Genomic DNA, 15,778 nt, shown 5'->3' with positions numbered 1-15,778 from the left:
TTAATTTAAATTTTGACGGTTTTAATTGTAGGTGCTGGACCAGCAGGGGCATATTTATCAATTCTCTTAGCTAAAAATGGAATGAAGTCTATCTTAATTGATAGATTAGATGATCCTTTCAATAATGCTTATTCCAGTGCTGCATTGCCGATTTCAACTATTGATAAATATTCTTTTATAAAAGATTCTGTATCTTCTTATTGGAATAATTGGAAAATAACTGGCCCTGATACTTTAGAACATAATTTTTCTTCTGACTTGCCCTTAGGAGTAGTTTTAAACTTTGGTAAGTTCAGAAATGATTTGTGGTGTAGAGCTAAAACATTAGGCGTTACTCTGTTATTAGGTTGGACAGTTAAAGAAATAAACTCTTGTAATCAATTTACAGAAGTAATTCTTATGGATAAAGATAAGATTTCACATTCGCATAGATTTAATTTGGTTGTTGATGCAACAGGGACTAATAGATCTTTAATAAATAGATATAATTCGAATGAGAATTCATATTATAAAGGAAGTGGTGTAGAATATTTAATTGAAGTTGATAAGGAATTATATAATAAGTGGTCTAATCATCTAAGTTTTTTTATAGGGTCTAATTGGGTTAAATACGGATATGGTTGGATTTTTCCAATGTCTAATTTAAGACTAAAAGTTGGAGTATGCAGATTACCTCCACAAAATCAGGCATTTAAGAGTTCTAACTTAATAGATCTTTCTCGTTTGATAGAATTAAATAATATAAATAGATATTCACTAATTAATATTCATGGTGGATTAGTTAGCAGTACACTAAAACGAGAGGAGACTCATTTTTGTAAAAGAATAGTAGGTATAGGTGATTGTGTAAGCACAGCAAATTTATTAGGTGGAGAAGGTATAAGGCATGCCTTGTGCAGTGCTGAAATATTAGCTGATGTTTTACTTAGTTATTTTAATGAATCGAAATTTAACAATATAGAAGATTTTTCAAAGTTAAATATCTATGTGAAAAGATTAAGAAGAGAATTTGGTTGGAGATGGATTATAGCTAATAGAATAGGTAGAAAGACATGGAACTCTATATCTGATAATCAATCAGATTATAAGATTAAAAAATTAATAAACCTATTATCTAATAAGGATGGAAATGCTTTAAATGAGTTGCTTTTTGATTATAAATTTGAAAAATTTTTATTTAAGTTAGTGCCTTATTTTATAGGATTAAAATAAGGCATTAATTTAAATATTTAAGCTAACTTCATCTAATTTATTTTTAGAGGACGCCTCTAGCTGCTAAGCCTAGGATTGAACCTATCCCTAGGATATGACCTAGACAATTAGCGGCTACTACAGATGCATGACTCATACCACCAAAATACTTTGAATTAGGAATTTCAAAGCCTTCATTGGGCTTAGCTATGTTTGCTCTTGCTATAGCGTAGGCAAGAACATTACATAAAATCATTATTGCTGCGCATTTAGGTGACCAATGAAATGTCGCAGGAGCTGCAGCAGCCAATAGATTTGTAATCATTAACACAATTAGAGCAACATTATTATTCTCCTGTATAAAGCACATTTAACCACAAACATTTCCTACCTCTTAAGAGTTATTCACCTCTTTTTGACAAAAGCCCTGCAAAACCAAGTACTACTAACCCATCGCTTAATGTTAGAAAGGCTTCAGCTGATCCATGTAAATAGTCAACATCAGTAAGTTCTTGGCCATATTTTAAAGCTGCGATTATTGAAAAAATTATAGTCATACCAACAAAGAGAAGAGTCAATCTAAATCCCCATAGAGAAACCAAGGGTATTGATTTTGATTTCTGAGCCCAATAAAGAAAAACAAGGTAAGGGAAAAGTGATATGACAAAAATAGGTCCTGGGTCAAGTTCGTTGAAAAAGAGTAAAGGATTGTTCATTCTTCCTATATAAGCTGTTTTTCTGTTTTAACAAGATTCCAAGCAGCTAATGCCAAACAGATATTTCCTATAAAAGTAAGGAGGGCCTGAATATATACCAAACCATATAAGGATGAAGGATTATCATATATGTGCCATGTTATAGCTGCCATAGCACTTGCTAGATTTGGAAGCATTGCCATTGCTAACCATTTAAGAGCCTTTTTATTTGATTGCTTTGATATTTGATTAATAAAAAATATAGCGAGTAACCATTCAAATAAAGTTAAAATATGAATAAACCAAGTTGGCAGCGAAAGTACATGCATATTTCTTTTAGCTTTTAAAATAATGTTAGTAGGTAATAATATTATTTAAGATATTTGGTCCATAGAATAAATATTATATTTTTAAAATTAAAAAGGGGTTATAGCTTATTTAAATCAATACCCTGGGATTTTGCATATGCTCCTAATCCTTTTTTTTGGATAGTTTTTAATGTTCTAGTTGAAACTCGAAGATTTAACCATCTATTCCCTTGCTCCCACCAAATACGTCGTTTTTGGAGATTTGCCTGTTGTAGTTTTTTTGTGCGAATATGGGAATGACTAACTGCCATGCCATTATTTGCTTTAGTACCTGATAGCTCGCAAACTCGAGACATAGACTTATAGCTGCAAAAGGATTTTTTATATCTTATCAAATTATTGGGCTTCAGGAGATTTTAGATATCAATCTCCCCATTAGATCAGTGGTTTTCTTTTGGTAATTACTCATGCCTTGTGGATCTAATCCACCTACGCTTAAACATGCACTTTCATAGAGATTTATGGCTATGTCATTTAGTAATTGATCATTTTCTGAACTTCCTTCTGAACCTATTATAAGAATATTTGATTTAAGTTTTGATAGACCTTCAATAATTGGGTGTCTTTTATTTACTAAAAGCACATGATTATCGGGGAGACCTGGTAATTTCTGCTCCATCAGTGCTCCCATATCATTTATTCGACGCATTTGTTCAGGTAAGAGAATCATTGCAGGAACATCAGGATTAGACTTTAATGTTTGAACCTTTACTGATACGTTTTCATTGTTTATAGCTTTCTTAATTAGGTCTCTTATTATTTCAGATGCTTTTTCACCATCTTTACCTGTTATTTCTGGTGAATCATCATTTAGATCATCCACTATTTCTGAGTCTACTCTTTGGAATGTAACATTATCTTTTTTAGATTCTATCCAGGGAATAAATTGCGAATCAATAACTGTATCAGCAGTTAAAATTTCATTGCCCTGATTTTTCCATAAATCTAATGGATTAGCTTGAGCAATTTCATCTGTACAGTAAAGAACTTTTTTATCATTTTCATTGGATAATCTATTTATATATTCATTTATAGTTGTATAATTATTATTTTCAAAATTAATAACATTATCATCTTTTTCAAAAGACTTTTGTCTAACTGTCCTGAAAATTATTAGTTCACTTACCATATCAGCAAACTTGTCATCTTCCATTGCTCCTATCTTGATAAAAGGAGCAATCGATTCCCAGATTTCTGCATAAAAATCTGGATCTTCATTTTTAATTGATTTAAGTTTATCAGCTATTTTTTTAGATATAAAATTTCCTATTGATCTAACTCTTCTATCTGACTGAAGTGCACTTCTACTTACATTAAGAGGAATATCTGTAGAGTCAATAATTCCTCTTAAGGGAAGTAGATATCTTGGCACAACTTCTTTAATTGAATCGCTGACAAAGACTTGATTAGAGTAAAGTTTTATTTCTCCAGTTTCCCAGTCTGCTCTTCCAGTGATTTTTGGGAAGTAAAGAATACCTTGAAGGTTATAGGGATAATCTGTATTTAAATGTATCCATAGCAAAGGATCACCTTGAAATGGATATAAGTATTTATATAGCTCAATATAATCATTATCATTCAAATCTCTAGGACTTTTTCTCCATGGTGAATTTCTTTTATTTATCGATTTCCCATCTAATTGAACATCTACTGGCATGAAGTCACAATATTTCTTTATTAGCGTATTAATACGACTTGGCTCTATGAATTCTATTTCTTCATCCATTAAATATAAAATTATATCTGTTCCAATCTCTTCTCTTTCTGATTCTTCTAAGCTAAATTTTGGAGATCCATCACATGACCATTTAATTGCTTTACTATCTTTCTTTGCGGATCTAGATATTATTACAACATTTTTGGCAACCATAAAACTAGAATAAAAACCTAAACCAAAATGACCAATTATTTGTTCATTATTATTCTCATATTTTTTTAGGAATTCCTCAGCACTTGAAAATGCTACTTGATTTATATATTTTTTAATTTCTGTATCTGTCATCCCTATCCCATTATCGGAAAACGTTAGTGTTTTTTCCTCTCGATTGATACTTATAAGGATTTTACCTTCATCACCAGACTCACAATCCCCAGCGATTGATGCCATTCTTCTCTTGTTTATAGCATCAACTCCATTGCTAACTAACTCACGCAAAAAGATTTCATGATCCGAATAAACTGCTTTTTTTATAATAGGAAATATGTTTTCAGTATGAATCTGAATTTGCCCTTCTTCGATTACAGCCATAGTTTTATTTATTTATAATAACGTTAAGTTCTTAGGTATAAAACTCTCAAGAGTGAATAAGCAGTATTCTCCGTACCTTCTCAGTTTTTTTGTAGTTCTGGTCTTTCTTCATCAATGACCGCACCTTTTACTGGACAAACTGCAAAACATACCCCACAGTCTATACATGTTGAAAAGTTGATATAGAAGTATTTAGTCCCTTTCTTATTTAAACCTCTACCGATATTAATGCAATCTACTGGGCATGCTTCCACACATAATGCTATTCCTTCGCAAACATCACTATTTATAGAATGAGGCATTTTAACTTTAAGGTAACCATTCTAGAAGATCATAGTCCCTCTCTATTAATAATTTCTGAGCTTCTTCTTTAGTCTTGAAAGGTGTAAGTTCAACCATCGCTTGGAAACCATTTTTATGTAATTCTAATTGCTTAAATAAAGCATCTTCGTAAATTCTATTTGTGCTATATGCAATTAGTATTCTTTTCTTAATATTATTATTATTATTACCTTTATTTTTCTGTAACAATCTTATGTTATCAATAGAAAATGAAAACCCTGCTCCAGTTTCTTTGTTGTTTGAATAATTAAACATGTTGAATAAATCATCATATCTACCTCCTCTTGCTATAACAATGGGTGAGTAATCTGTTTGACAAACTAGTTGGAATGTTATACCAGTATATAAATCATAATGTGGTTGATAAGTTGGATCTAATTTAATAGAAACACCATGTTTATCAGCAATTGTTTCGATAGTAGAAAAAAGTCTTTTTAATTCTTCAAATATATCTTTTTTACCATATATTTTTTCTAATTGACTTAAAATATTAAAGGGATTACCTCTTATTTTTAGAACGTTAAGTAGGATATTTTTTATATTCTCTTTTAGATCTAATTTATTTATCGTTATTAGATCATAATTAGTTAAGCAAGTCTTCACTATTGACTTATAGTCTGAGGTTATATTTTGAATTATTAGTTCTATTAGAGACTTATGACCAATTAAAAGAATGGGCTTATGTTTGGGATTAATTTCTAATGATTCTAATGATTCCAATAGGAGATATAAAAGCTCAACTTCAGCAGACATATCTCGTATGCCTATAAGTTCAATGTTGCTTTGAAGACTTTCTTCAACTGTAAATCTACCTTCACTATCTTCTTTACTTTTAAATACTATCCCTGGTGACCAAAATCTTAAAGGTCTTTTTTTATTTGCAAACCTTGTATTGGCAGCCCTGGCTATAGATGCTGTCATTTCAGGTCTTAAACCAATTGGCTCATCTGCTACTAACTTGACTATTTCTTTTTGAGAAATTTTTCCTCCAGCTATTAATGTTTCTATTCTTTCTAATGTTGGTGGTGAAATCTCTTCATATCCCCATTTTTTATATAAATTAGAAAGTCTAAAAATAATTTGTTTGTTGTTTTTAACCTCATCAGGGTTTAAATCCTTTGTTTCAAATTTTGACTGTATAGACATTGAAATTGTAATTTGTGAAGTTTTAACTTTTAGCTTTAATTGTTATACACCATAAGACTTTTGGCTAAGCGGTGTAACTTTATTAAGTTCTTCTATTAACTCATTTCTAATTCCTTTATTAGTAGCAACAATACTACCTTTACTAAGATCAAACTCATCAGAATTATAATGAGAAATAAATCCACCAGCAAGCTCAACTATAGGAGCACCTGCTGCAAGATCCCATTTTTGCAATCCATGTTCCCAATATCCATCAACTTTGCCTGCTGCTAATAGAGCTAAATCAACCGAAGCTGCTCCATCTCTTCTAACTCCTCTAGTTCTATGTGTTAACCAACAAAATTCTGCATAATTATTATTGTTATTTATCCTTCTATCATATGAAAACCCTGTAACCAATAAAGATTCTTTTAAAATAATTGTTTTCGAGACTGAGATTTTTTTGTTATTACAAAATGACCCTTTACCTGGAGTACCCCAGTATAGTTCTTTTAAGTAAGGTATATAAATTGCCCCAAGTATTGGGCTATTGTTAGAAATTAAACCTATTGACGTGGCAAAAAAAGGATAGCCATGTGCGAAATTCGTTGTTCCATCTAGTGGATCTATACACCAAGCTAAATTATCTATATACCCAGAGGAACCACTTTCTTCAGCTAGGATTCCAATTTTCGGTGTTTCTTTGTTTAAATACTCTTTTATTATGTTTTCAGCTTCTATATCTACATTTGTAACCAAATCACCTTCGCTACCTTTATTTTTAACTGTTGTTATATCTTGATAATATTTCATCAATACTTTACCTCCTATTAATGCTGCTTTTCTTGAAATTACAGATAAATTATCTAGAGTCTCTTGATCTAGGCCTATTTTATTAGATGCTTGAACACATTTAAAAGATGTCATTTTTAAAGACAGATCTAAGTTATGTAAAATAGAAACTTTATTTTGTTATAGCACTTCCTCTGTTAGATTTGAAGAACATTTCAAATGTATGGAGAGGTGGCCGAGCGGTCGAAGGCGCAGCACTGGAAATGCTGTATAGGGGCAACTCTATCGAGGGTTCGAATCCCTCCCTCTCCGTTTTAGAAAACTTTAATAATAAATATATTAATTTTCTCTTTATATATTAATATATAAAGGAAATTTAGACTTTTGCAAAATAAATTTTTATATATTCTAATTAAATGTAATTAATTAGATATTGATAAACTTGTTGTAATGCATATTTAGTTAATCTATCTATTAAAATAAATTGCATAATAGTATATTATTATTATGCATAAAAATTTAATTTATAAATTTTCAAGTTATTTTTTCTAAATATTATTTTAACAATCTTTGCTTTTTAAGTTTATTAATGCTTTTATCTTAAGTGTGCATCAGTAAAAAAAACTTGGTTAGTGAGCCGATGAACGTTACCGTAGGGAGCAAATAAAAACAGCCATGGGGAGGATTGTTGGAATTGATTTAGGTACCACTAACTCCGTCATCGGAGTTTTGGAAGCTGGACGCCCTCTTGTAATTGCAAATGCTGAAGGGCTTAGAACAACTCCATCAGTAATTGGATATACAAAGGATTCAGAATTGGTGGTCGGTCAACAAGCCAGAAGACAACTAGTACTTAACCCTAGAAATACCTTTTCAAATCTAAAAAGATTTATAGGAAGAGCTTGGGATGAATTAGAAGAAACCAGCTTAAATGTCCCTTATACAATAAAATCCAATGACCAAGGAAGCGTTAGAGTTATATGCCCAATCACGGAAAGAGAATATGCACCTGAAGAATTGATTGGAAGTATCATTAGAAAGTTAATAGATGATGGGGAAAAATATTTATCTGAAACTATTGATTCTGCTGTAATAACTGTACCTGCTTATTTTAATGATTCTCAGAGACAAGCTACTAGAGATGCAGCTCTTCTTGCAGGTATAAGAGTAGAGAGAATCTTAAATGAACCAACAGCGGCAGCTTTGGCATATGGCTTTGATAAGAAAGCAGCTTCTAGAGTTTTAGTTTTTGATCTAGGTGGAGGGACATTTGATATATCTTTGCTAAGAATTTCTAATGGAGTTTTTGATGTTAAAGCGACCTCTGGCGATACACAATTAGGTGGAAATGATTTTGATCAGAAAATTGTTGATTGGTTGGCTGAAGATTTTAAAAAAGAGAATGGAATAGACCTAAGAAGAGACAGACAATCTCTTCAACGCCTTTCTGAGGCTTCTGAAAAGGCCAAACAAGAATTATCTGGTCTGAATTCAACCCCTATTTCACTACCTTTTATTGCAACTGGTTCTAATGGCCCTTTGCACATAGAAACTGTTCTAGATAGAAAAACATTTGAAGGACTATGTAGGGATCTAATGGATAGGTTGTTAAAACCTGTGGAGAATGTTCTAAATGACTCTGGTTGGAACTCTGATGATATTAACGATGTTGTTTTAGTTGGTGGAAGCACAAGAATCCCTATGGTTCAACAACTTGTTAAAACATTTGTCCCTGTAAAACCATCTCAATCAGTCAATCCAGACGAAGTTGTAGCTATTGGTGCAGCAGTTCAAGGAGGAATCATTACTGGAGAATTAAGAGATCTTTTGCTGAATGATGTAACTCCTTTGTCATTGGGATTGGAAACTGTAGGAGGCCTTATGAAAGTTTTAATTCCTAGAAATACACCAATTCCTGTAAGACAATCTGATGTATTTAGTACATCTGAACCCAATCAATCCTCTGTAGAGATAAATGTCTGGCAAGGTGAAAGGCAACTCGCAGCAGATAATAAATCGCTTGGTAAATTTCGTTTATCAGGTATTCCTCCTGCTCCTAGAGGTGTCCCTCAAGTACAAGTGGCATTTGATATAGATGCTAATGGAATGCTTCAAGTAAGTGCTACTGATAGAACAACGGGCAGAAAACAGTCGGTAAGCATTACTGGTGGTTCTAATCTAAATGAAGAAGAAGTAAATAATTTAATAAATGAGGCAAAGCAAAAAGCTGATTCAGATCGCAAAAAACGAGCTTCTATTGATCAAAAAAATAATGCTCTAACTCTTGTAGCTCAGGCAGAAAGAAGATTACGTGATGTTTCTCTTGAATTTGGTCCTTATTGTGCAGAGAGACAACAAAGAGCAGTAGAAGTAGCAATTAGAGATGTAGAAGATTATTTAGAAAATAATGATTTAGCAGAGTTAGATATATCTGTTTCTTCTCTTCAGGAATCATTATTTGGATTAAATAGAAGAATTTCTGCTGAAAAGAGATCAGATAATAATCCTATTCAAGGTATAAAAAATACTTTTGGATCATTAAAAGATGAATTATTTGCAGATGATTATTGGGATGATGATCCATGGGATTATGAGCCGCAAAATCAAGCTAGAAATCGTGGGTATAAAAATAGAAATCTAGATGACTGGGACAATGACTTCTACAGCTAAACCAGATTATTGGTCTATTTTGGGTCTATCTCCTGGGAGTGACCTGTCTCAAATAAAATCAGCATTTAGATCAGAAGCTAGAAGATGGCATCCAGATTTAAATATTAACGATAGAAATGCTGAAGAACGTTTTAAATTAATTAATGAGGCTTATAAAGTTTTAATAGATCCTAAAAAACGTACTTTATGGGAGTCACAGAATAATGCTCCCTCTGAATTATTTGCAGAAGGTTTTCCTTCTTATAATGAATATCTAAATCAAGTATTAGGGATACAGATAGATAGTATTAATAATGAATCTAGTTTTAATAATGAACAAGATGTAGAAGAATATAATTTAAATAATTTTGATGAATTTTTAGAAGAGGAATTTTATATAGATGATATAGATCAAGATTTTGATAAGCCTACACCATCTCCTACTTCTCCACCACCAATCAAACAATTAGAGGATCAAGAATCTGTAGTTGAATTAACACCTGATGAATCATTGAATGGAACTGAAATACAAATTGAATTAAATAATGGAACTTTAGTTGAAATACAAACACCCTCTTTTGCTGGAGATGGATGGAGATTAAGATTACCTGGAGTTGCAGAAGGAGGGAAGGATCATTTTATTCAACTAAGAGTAGAAACTGATGATGGATTAAGGATAGATGGCTTAAGAGTTTTATACCGATTGGAATTATTTCCACAAGATGCTTTATTTGGTTGTGGAGTTGAAATACCAACCCTAGAAGGACCTGTTATATTGCAGGTTCCTCCCAAGTCATCTTCAGGGCGATTACTACGATTAAGGGGACGTGGACTTGAATATGAAGAATTAGTAGGTGATCAAATTGTAGAGGTTGTTATAGTGTTACCAGCTGATCTAACAGACTCAGAATTAGCCTTATATAAAAGGCTTCAGGAATTATCATATGATGATAATTAGTCTCATCAATTTTCTTTAAGTTGATAAAAATGCTTGTACATGTCCTGCTTTATGAAATAGGTGATAAGAATGAAGGTATTCATTCGATTGAATTAAATGGAAAAACAATTGTACTAATGTTTGAAAATAAGGATGATGCTGAAAGGTATTGCGGACTTTTAGAAGCTCAGGACTTTCCTAAACCAACAATTGAAGCAATAGAAGAATCAGAGATAGATTCTTTTTGTAAGGAAGCCGGCTATGAATCTCGCTTTGTAGAAAAAGGTTTTATACCTAAATCAGAGGAAGATAGACTTTTAATAGCCCCACCAGAGAAGAATTTAGACTTTAATCTACTAGATGAACATATAAATGATAGAAGTAATCAAGTTAACGAACTTAATAATAATCAATTAGATACTATTAGAAATCAATTAGAGAATCTATTGTAAATGAATAGATTTGAAGATTACGCTAGAGAAATTAACGAGATAAAGGATAGAGGACATCTTATTACTGAACAACAAAATGATAATAGTGAAAATATACACTTATATAATACAGATAAGTTGGTTGATGTATTTATAGAAGAAGATTTGAAACCTCAATTAGCTATTAAATATTCCAAAAAGAACCTAGTTAAGTCCATAGATATGATTTATAATAGATTAAATAATAAAGGAAGATTGTTTTATATTGGAGCAGGCACGTCAGGTAGGCTTGCTGTTCTTGATGCTAGTGAATGTCCACCTACATTTTGTACATCTCCTGATCTGGTGCAAGCAATTATTGCAGGTGGTTATGAAAGCTTAGTTAAGAGTTCAGAACAAGCAGAAGATAATACTGAAATATCAATAAAAGAACTAAAAGATCGTAAATTCACTTCAAATGACTGCTTGATAGGAATAACAGCTGGTGGAACAACACCATATGTAATTTCCAGTTTGGAATATGCCAAAAAATTAGGTGCACTTACTATATTAATAACATCAGTCACAAAAGATCAATCTAATTTCAGTACAGATATAGATATAAGATTGATTACAGGTCCAGAAATAATAGCTGGATCTACACGCTTGAAAGCAGCAACAGCAGCAAAGATGGCACTAAATATTATTTCCTCAGGAGTAATGATTAAATTAGGTAAAGTATATAAGAATAGAATGATAGACCTTTCTGTAACTAATAACAAACTTTTAGATAGATCTATAAGAATTTTATGTGATTTATTGAATATTGATCGTGACGCAGCTATAAAACTCTTAGAGGAATCTAGAGGTTCCGTTAAAGTTTCTATTTTGATGAGATTATCTGGAATGAACTATGTTAATTCAATAAAAGAATTAAAGGAAAACAATGATCACTTGCCAAATACACTTTCTAAGTTAGGTATAAGAACATGATATTCATATAATTTCTTTTATATTGGGTTAAAAATATTTTCTATTTAGATAATGAATATAGGATATAATTATCTTTGAACTTTAACTTTTAAAAAAAATGAAAGCCATCATGGATACTGATGTAGGTCAGATTAACATAGAGTTATTTGATGAAGAAGCACCTAATACAGTAGCTAATTTTGTAAAGCTATCTAAAGAAGGTTTTTATAATGGTCTTTCATTTCATCGTGTTATACCTGGGTTTATGGCGCAAGGTGGGTGTCCTAATAGTAGAAAAGGTTCAAGTGGAATACCAGGGACAGGAGGACCTGGCTATAGCATTGATTGTGAAATCAATAAGAACAAACATCTTCCTGGCTCATTGTCTATGGCACATGCAGGCAAAAATACAGGAGGTAGTCAATTCTTCCTAGTTCATGAGGCTCAACCTCATTTAGATGGGGTGCACACTGTATTTGGAAAAACAGATGATATATCTGCTGTTCTTAATATTCAAAATGGTACAGAGATAAAAACTTTAACAATAATCGACTAGGGTTTCTATTTATTTCCAGGTAATTATATATGGTAATTTTTTCTTAGAGATTAAATCAAGCGCCTCTTTTTTCTTATCCTTTAGATCATTTAAAGTATAAGTGTTATTTTCTAAGTTTTGAGATGGGTGTATAGCTTGTTGTTTGTTATTTGAACTAAATATTCCAACCCTATTTGTACCTTCCCAGTTACTAATCAACAACAATAAATCGTAAATTGAGTTTATATCTTTGCAATTATCTACTCTCCAAACGAAATTTGGCCTTTCCCATAGAGCTAAAAGTCTTGGTGAGTTTTCTGGACTAAGTTTCAATTGATATTCTCTAGCTATTGCTTCTGCGTTGTTTTTAAGGACAGATAAATTGTTATTTGTAGATGTACCATCCCAATAAATTACATAATAGTTATTGGATTCATATTGATAATTCTCATCTATAAAATGACCTAGCTTTGTTCTCTTAACATATAAATAATCAGCATTATGATCTCCAGGACAAATAACTAATGGTTCTCTACTTTCAACTTTTAGTCCATAACCACCAAGACCAGCTATTTTTCTTGGATTATTTGTCAATAATCTTAGTCTCTGGATACCTAGGTCAGTTAGTATCTGTGCACCAACTCCATAATTTCTAAGGTCTGCTGGAAAGCCAAGCCTTTCATTAGCTTCAACTGTATCTAGGCCTCCATCTTGCAAACTATAAGCTTTTAATTTATTAATTAATCCAATTCCTCTACCTTCTTGTCTTAAATATACGACTATTCCTTCTCCCTCTTCTGTAACTCGTGATAATGCAGCTTCTAATTGAGGTCGGCAATCGCATCTTAATGATCCAAAAGCATCACCAGTTAAACACTCCGAATGCATTCTTACTAGAACAGGCTCTTTAAATTTTCCTAGTGTTCCTTTTACTAATGCAATATGTTCTGTACCATCTAACTTATTTGAATAACCAATAGCTTCAAAATCACCAAAAATACTTGGCAATTTGGTTGTTGCCATACGAAAAACAAATCTCTCATTCTCTAATCTGTATTTAATAAGATCAGCAATACTTATTATTTTTAATTGCCATTTCTTTGCATAATTTCTTAATTCAGGCAAACGGGCCATAGAGCCATCTGCATTTTGAATTTCACATATAACCCCTGCTTGAGATAAACCTGATAATTGGGCCAGATCTACAGCTGCTTCTGTGTGACCAGCTCTTTTTAAAACACCTCCCTTTTTTGCTCTTAAGGGAAATATATGGCCAGGCCTTCTTAGATCATTTGGTTTTGTATTTGGACTGATTGCTACCTGTATTGTTCTTGCTCTATCTTCTGCTGAAATACCTGTTGACACCGAATATTCAGGGCCAGCATCAATACTTACAGTAAATGCTGTTTCATTAGAATCTGTATTCCTATCAACCATTAAAGGGAGATCTAATTGATCCAATCTTTCTCCATCCATAGCTAGACATATCAATCCCCTGCCTTCCTTTGCCATGAAATTTATTTGTTGTGGTGTAGCAAATTGGGCTGCACATATTAGATCCCCTTCATTTTCACGACTTTCATCATCGACTACGACAATACATTCGCCATTTCTTATAGCAGCTAATGCATCTGCTATTGGGTCGAATAAAACATTTAGTTCTTCTTTTCTGTTCAATTAGTACCTCTTGAAATTGATGAAACGTTGCTAATGTCAGGTTATAGATATCATTAGCATAAATTTAAAAAAAGTTCTAATTTTGAACTATATTATTTTAGTATGAACTCATTAAAGAATACATCTAATCATATTGCTGTTGTAGGAGCTTCAGGTTATGGAGGCATTCAAGCTCTTGAAATACTAAAACATCATCCATCCTTTGAGATTACATTTCTTGGTGGGAATAAAACTGCTAATTCAAGATGGAATGAACTACATCCATTTTTGCAATTAGAAAATAATCCTATTATTGAATCTCCTGATCCTAATATAATCTCTGATAAAGCCAGTTATGTTATACTTAGTCTGCCTAATGGATTATCATCTCAGTTAGTTCCTGAATTGATAAATAAAAATGTTAGGGTTATAGATCTTTCAGCTGATTATAGATATAGATCATTAGATAAATGGAGAGATGTTTATACAGAAGAATCAACTAAATATTTTAGGAGTGATGAGGTCTTATGTAAAAATGCTATATATGGACTACCAGAATGGAATTATGAAAATATTTCAAAAGCAAAAATTATAGCCTCACCAGGATGTTTTCCAACAGCAAGTTTATTACCTTTAATACCTTTTCTCAAACAAGGATTAATAGAAAATGATGGCATAATTATAGATGCTAAGACAGGTACATCTGGCGGAGGTAGAGACCCTAAACAGCATCTATTGTTATCTGAGTGTTCAGAATCAATATCACCATATGGTGTTATTGGACATCGTCATACTTCAGAAATAGAACAAGAATTAAATCATATAACTGGTAACTCAATTCAAATTCAATTTACTCCTCATTTGGTTCCAATGGTTAGAGGAATGCTTTGCACTGTATATGCAAGGTTAAGAGATCCTTGTTTAACAGCAGAGGATTGTAAGACAGTATTAGAAACTGTATATAGAAATTACCCTTCAATCAAAATTTTACCTGTTGGTACTTATCCCATGACAAAATGGGTAAAAAATACTAATAATACCTTATTAAGTGTTGAGGTAGATAAACGAAATGGAAGGATTATTTTAATGTCTGTTATAGATAATTTACTTAAAGGACAAGCTGGTCAAGCTATTCAATGTTTAAATATAATGGCAGGGTTAAATATAAATACAGGATTGCCTACATCAAATTTCTATCCTTAAATATTTCTTCTCCATTTTTGTGCAGCAAGAGAAATTCCAATACTTATAATTTTATGCTCTTGTATTTGAATATTTCTTAAAAGAGAAGTTTCATCATCTTCAATATCAATAGGAACTGCAGATTGAATTAAAATTTCACCAGAATCTACCTTTTCTTCTACTAAATGTACAGTACATCCACTTATACAAACATTAGCTTCTATAGCCTTTTTTATAGCATTATTACCTTTAAAACTAGGAAGTAGGGAAGGATGGAGATTAACTACTCTACCTTGATATTCATTTAATAAGATATTAGTAACAATTCTATTCCAACCAACCATTACTATTCCTTCTACGTAAAAATTATTAAGCTTATTAATTATTGCTTTATCAAATTCCTGTCTTGAAACATAACAATTATGGTCTAGATATAATATAGGGATACTATTTTTTTTCGCGATTTTATAAGCCCCACAGTTTTTATTATTAACTATTAGGCATATTATATCTGCATCAAGGTATCCATTCTGTATATCTGTTAATATAGTATTAAAATTTGATCCTTTACCTGATGCCATTATAGCTAATTTTATCCTAGGAGAAAAGGATATTGGCTTTTTATAGGCTGGGCTAATTATTGTTTTAGATTCTAGATTATTCATATAGAAGTAAG

The 15,778-nt window shown here is 31.8% G+C and carries 17 protein-coding genes and 1 tRNA gene; 8 read left to right on the top strand and 10 right to left on the bottom strand.

Annotated elements, in window-relative coordinates; translation table 11 throughout:
* Positions 1-12 precede the first annotated feature (12 nt).
* On the top strand, positions 13-1,212 hold the full coding sequence (locus O5636_RS02045; RefSeq protein WP_269622963.1) for an NAD(P)/FAD-dependent oxidoreductase: 1,200 nt from the start codon (positions 13-15) through the stop codon (positions 1,210-1,212).
* A 43-nt stretch (positions 1,213-1,255) separates the two neighbouring features.
* On the opposite strand, the gene psaK is transcribed toward O5636_RS02045, so the two are convergent.
* The 8 genes from psaK to O5636_RS02005 all read right to left on the bottom strand — a co-directional run bounded on the left by psaK (position 1,256) and on the right by O5636_RS02005 (position 6,896).
* A complete protein-coding gene (psaK, locus tag O5636_RS02040) occupies positions 1,256-1,516 on the bottom strand; it encodes a photosystem I reaction center subunit PsaK (protein WP_269623500.1) in 261 nt (86 codons plus the stop codon).
* Between the two features lie 76 nt (positions 1,517-1,592).
* Positions 1,593-1,907, bottom strand: a complete 315-nt coding sequence (locus O5636_RS02035; RefSeq protein WP_269622962.1) for a DUF3593 domain-containing protein — start codon at positions 1,905-1,907, stop codon at positions 1,593-1,595.
* 5 nt (positions 1,908-1,912) lie between these two features.
* A complete protein-coding gene (locus O5636_RS02030) occupies positions 1,913-2,215 on the bottom strand; it encodes a DUF2499 domain-containing protein (protein WP_269622961.1) in 303 nt (100 codons plus the stop codon).
* Between the two features lie 98 nt (positions 2,216-2,313).
* Positions 2,314-2,550: a 50S ribosomal protein L28 gene (gene rpmB, locus O5636_RS02025; protein WP_269622960.1), complete on the bottom strand. Its 237-nt coding sequence runs from the start codon at positions 2,548-2,550 to the stop codon at positions 2,314-2,316.
* A gap of 50 nt (positions 2,551-2,600) precedes the next feature.
* Positions 2,601-4,502: a molecular chaperone HtpG gene (gene htpG, locus O5636_RS02020; protein ID WP_269622959.1), complete on the bottom strand. Its 1,902-nt coding sequence runs from the start codon at positions 4,500-4,502 to the stop codon at positions 2,601-2,603.
* Positions 4,503-4,582: 80 nt separating this feature from the next.
* Positions 4,583-4,804, bottom strand: coding sequence for an indolepyruvate ferredoxin oxidoreductase subunit alpha (locus O5636_RS02015; RefSeq protein WP_269622958.1), 222 nt, complete (start codon positions 4,802-4,804; stop codon positions 4,583-4,585).
* Positions 4,805-4,811: 7 nt separating this feature from the next.
* A complete protein-coding gene (locus O5636_RS02010) occupies positions 4,812-5,990 on the bottom strand; it encodes an ATP phosphoribosyltransferase regulatory subunit (RefSeq protein ID WP_269622957.1) in 1,179 nt (392 codons plus the stop codon).
* A 42-nt stretch (positions 5,991-6,032) separates the two neighbouring features.
* Positions 6,033-6,896: an inositol monophosphatase family protein gene (locus O5636_RS02005; protein ID WP_269622956.1), complete on the bottom strand. Its 864-nt coding sequence runs from the start codon at positions 6,894-6,896 to the stop codon at positions 6,033-6,035.
* Positions 6,897-6,986: 90 nt separating this feature from the next.
* Here O5636_RS02005 and O5636_RS02000 point away from each other — a divergent pair.
* The 6 genes from O5636_RS02000 to O5636_RS01975 all read left to right on the top strand — a co-directional run bounded on the left by O5636_RS02000 (position 6,987) and on the right by O5636_RS01975 (position 12,285).
* Positions 6,987-7,073: transfer RNA gene (locus tag O5636_RS02000), tRNA-Ser, on the top strand.
* A 363-nt stretch (positions 7,074-7,436) separates the two neighbouring features.
* Complete coding sequence (dnaK, locus tag O5636_RS01995; RefSeq protein ID WP_269622955.1) at positions 7,437-9,431, top strand: molecular chaperone DnaK; 1,995 nt, start codon at positions 7,437-7,439, stop codon at positions 9,429-9,431.
* Positions 9,415-10,368: a DnaJ domain-containing protein gene (locus O5636_RS01990; RefSeq protein ID WP_269622954.1), complete on the top strand. Its 954-nt coding sequence runs from the start codon at positions 9,415-9,417 to the stop codon at positions 10,366-10,368. The genes dnaK and O5636_RS01990 overlap by 17 nt, the downstream gene beginning before the upstream one ends.
* Positions 10,369-10,397: 29 nt before the next feature.
* Positions 10,398-10,799: a DUF3110 domain-containing protein gene (locus O5636_RS01985; protein ID WP_269622953.1), complete on the top strand. Its 402-nt coding sequence runs from the start codon at positions 10,398-10,400 to the stop codon at positions 10,797-10,799.
* Positions 10,800-11,750 carry an N-acetylmuramic acid 6-phosphate etherase gene (gene murQ / locus O5636_RS01980; protein ID WP_269622952.1) on the top strand — a complete coding sequence of 317 codons (951 nt, stop codon included), beginning with the start codon at positions 10,800-10,802 and terminating at the stop codon, positions 11,748-11,750.
* A gap of 97 nt (positions 11,751-11,847) precedes the next feature.
* Positions 11,848-12,285: a peptidylprolyl isomerase gene (locus O5636_RS01975; protein ID WP_269622951.1), complete on the top strand. Its 438-nt coding sequence runs from the start codon at positions 11,848-11,850 to the stop codon at positions 12,283-12,285.
* A gap of 9 nt (positions 12,286-12,294) precedes the next feature.
* Here the strand turns inward: O5636_RS01975 and ribBA are convergent, their stop codons facing one another.
* The gene (ribBA, locus tag O5636_RS01970) at positions 12,295-13,941 is read right to left on the bottom strand and encodes a bifunctional 3,4-dihydroxy-2-butanone-4-phosphate synthase/GTP cyclohydrolase II (RefSeq protein WP_269622950.1); all 1,647 of its coding nucleotides are present in this window, start codon (positions 13,939-13,941) and stop codon (positions 12,295-12,297) included.
* A gap of 102 nt (positions 13,942-14,043) precedes the next feature.
* Between ribBA and argC the strand changes: the two genes are divergently transcribed.
* On the top strand, positions 14,044-15,123 hold the full coding sequence (argC, locus tag O5636_RS01965) for an N-acetyl-gamma-glutamyl-phosphate reductase (RefSeq protein ID WP_269622949.1): 1,080 nt from the start codon (positions 14,044-14,046) through the stop codon (positions 15,121-15,123).
* On the opposite strand, the gene purN is transcribed toward argC, so the two are convergent.
* Complete coding sequence (gene purN, locus O5636_RS01960) at positions 15,120-15,767, bottom strand: phosphoribosylglycinamide formyltransferase (RefSeq protein ID WP_269622948.1); 648 nt, start codon at positions 15,765-15,767, stop codon at positions 15,120-15,122. The genes argC and purN overlap by 4 nt on opposite strands.
* Positions 15,768-15,778: the final 11 nt, after the last annotated feature.

This window comes from Prochlorococcus marinus str. MIT 0918 (genome assembly GCF_027359415.1).
Classification (GTDB): Bacteria; Cyanobacteriota; Cyanobacteriia; order PCC-6307; family Cyanobiaceae; genus Prochlorococcus_E; species Prochlorococcus_E marinus_C.
Note: the sequence above shows the minus strand (reverse complement) of the source record. Positions and strands in the feature narration are given on the sequence as shown.

What these genes read in the sequence shown, in the direction of transcription:
- psaK (WP_269623500.1), bottom strand. Translation starts at nt 1,516, where the DNA reads ATGATTACAAATCTATTGGCTGCTGCAGCTCCTGCGACATTTCATTGG.
- O5636_RS02035 (WP_269622962.1), bottom strand. Translation starts at nt 1,907, where the DNA reads ATGAACAATCCTTTACTCTTTTTCAACGAACTTGACCCAGGACCTATT.
- O5636_RS02030 (WP_269622961.1), bottom strand. Translation starts at nt 2,215, where the DNA reads ATGCATGTACTTTCGCTGCCAACTTGGTTTATTCATATTTTAACTTTA.
- rpmB (WP_269622960.1), bottom strand. Translation starts at nt 2,550, where the DNA reads ATGTCTCGAGTTTGCGAGCTATCAGGTACTAAAGCAAATAATGGCATG.
- htpG (WP_269622959.1), bottom strand. Translation starts at nt 4,502, where the DNA reads ATGGCTGTAATCGAAGAAGGGCAAATTCAGATTCATACTGAAAACATA.
- O5636_RS02015 (WP_269622958.1), bottom strand. Translation starts at nt 4,804, where the DNA reads ATGCCTCATTCTATAAATAGTGATGTTTGCGAAGGAATAGCATTATGT.
- O5636_RS02010 (WP_269622957.1), bottom strand. Translation starts at nt 5,990, where the DNA reads ATGTCTATACAGTCAAAATTTGAAACAAAGGATTTAAACCCTGATGAG.
- O5636_RS02005 (WP_269622956.1), bottom strand. Translation starts at nt 6,896, where the DNA reads ATGACATCTTTTAAATGTGTTCAAGCATCTAATAAAATAGGCCTAGAT.
- dnaK (WP_269622955.1), top strand. Translation starts at nt 7,437, where the DNA reads ATGGGGAGGATTGTTGGAATTGATTTAGGTACCACTAACTCCGTCATC.
- O5636_RS01990 (WP_269622954.1), top strand. Translation starts at nt 9,415, where the DNA reads ATGACTTCTACAGCTAAACCAGATTATTGGTCTATTTTGGGTCTATCT.
- O5636_RS01985 (WP_269622953.1), top strand. Translation starts at nt 10,398, where the DNA reads ATGCTTGTACATGTCCTGCTTTATGAAATAGGTGATAAGAATGAAGGT.
- murQ (WP_269622952.1), top strand. Translation starts at nt 10,800, where the DNA reads ATGAATAGATTTGAAGATTACGCTAGAGAAATTAACGAGATAAAGGAT.
- O5636_RS01975 (WP_269622951.1), top strand. Translation starts at nt 11,848, where the DNA reads ATGAAAGCCATCATGGATACTGATGTAGGTCAGATTAACATAGAGTTA.
- argC (WP_269622949.1), top strand. Translation starts at nt 14,044, where the DNA reads ATGAACTCATTAAAGAATACATCTAATCATATTGCTGTTGTAGGAGCT.
- purN (WP_269622948.1), bottom strand. Translation starts at nt 15,767, where the DNA reads ATGAATAATCTAGAATCTAAAACAATAATTAGCCCAGCCTATAAAAAG.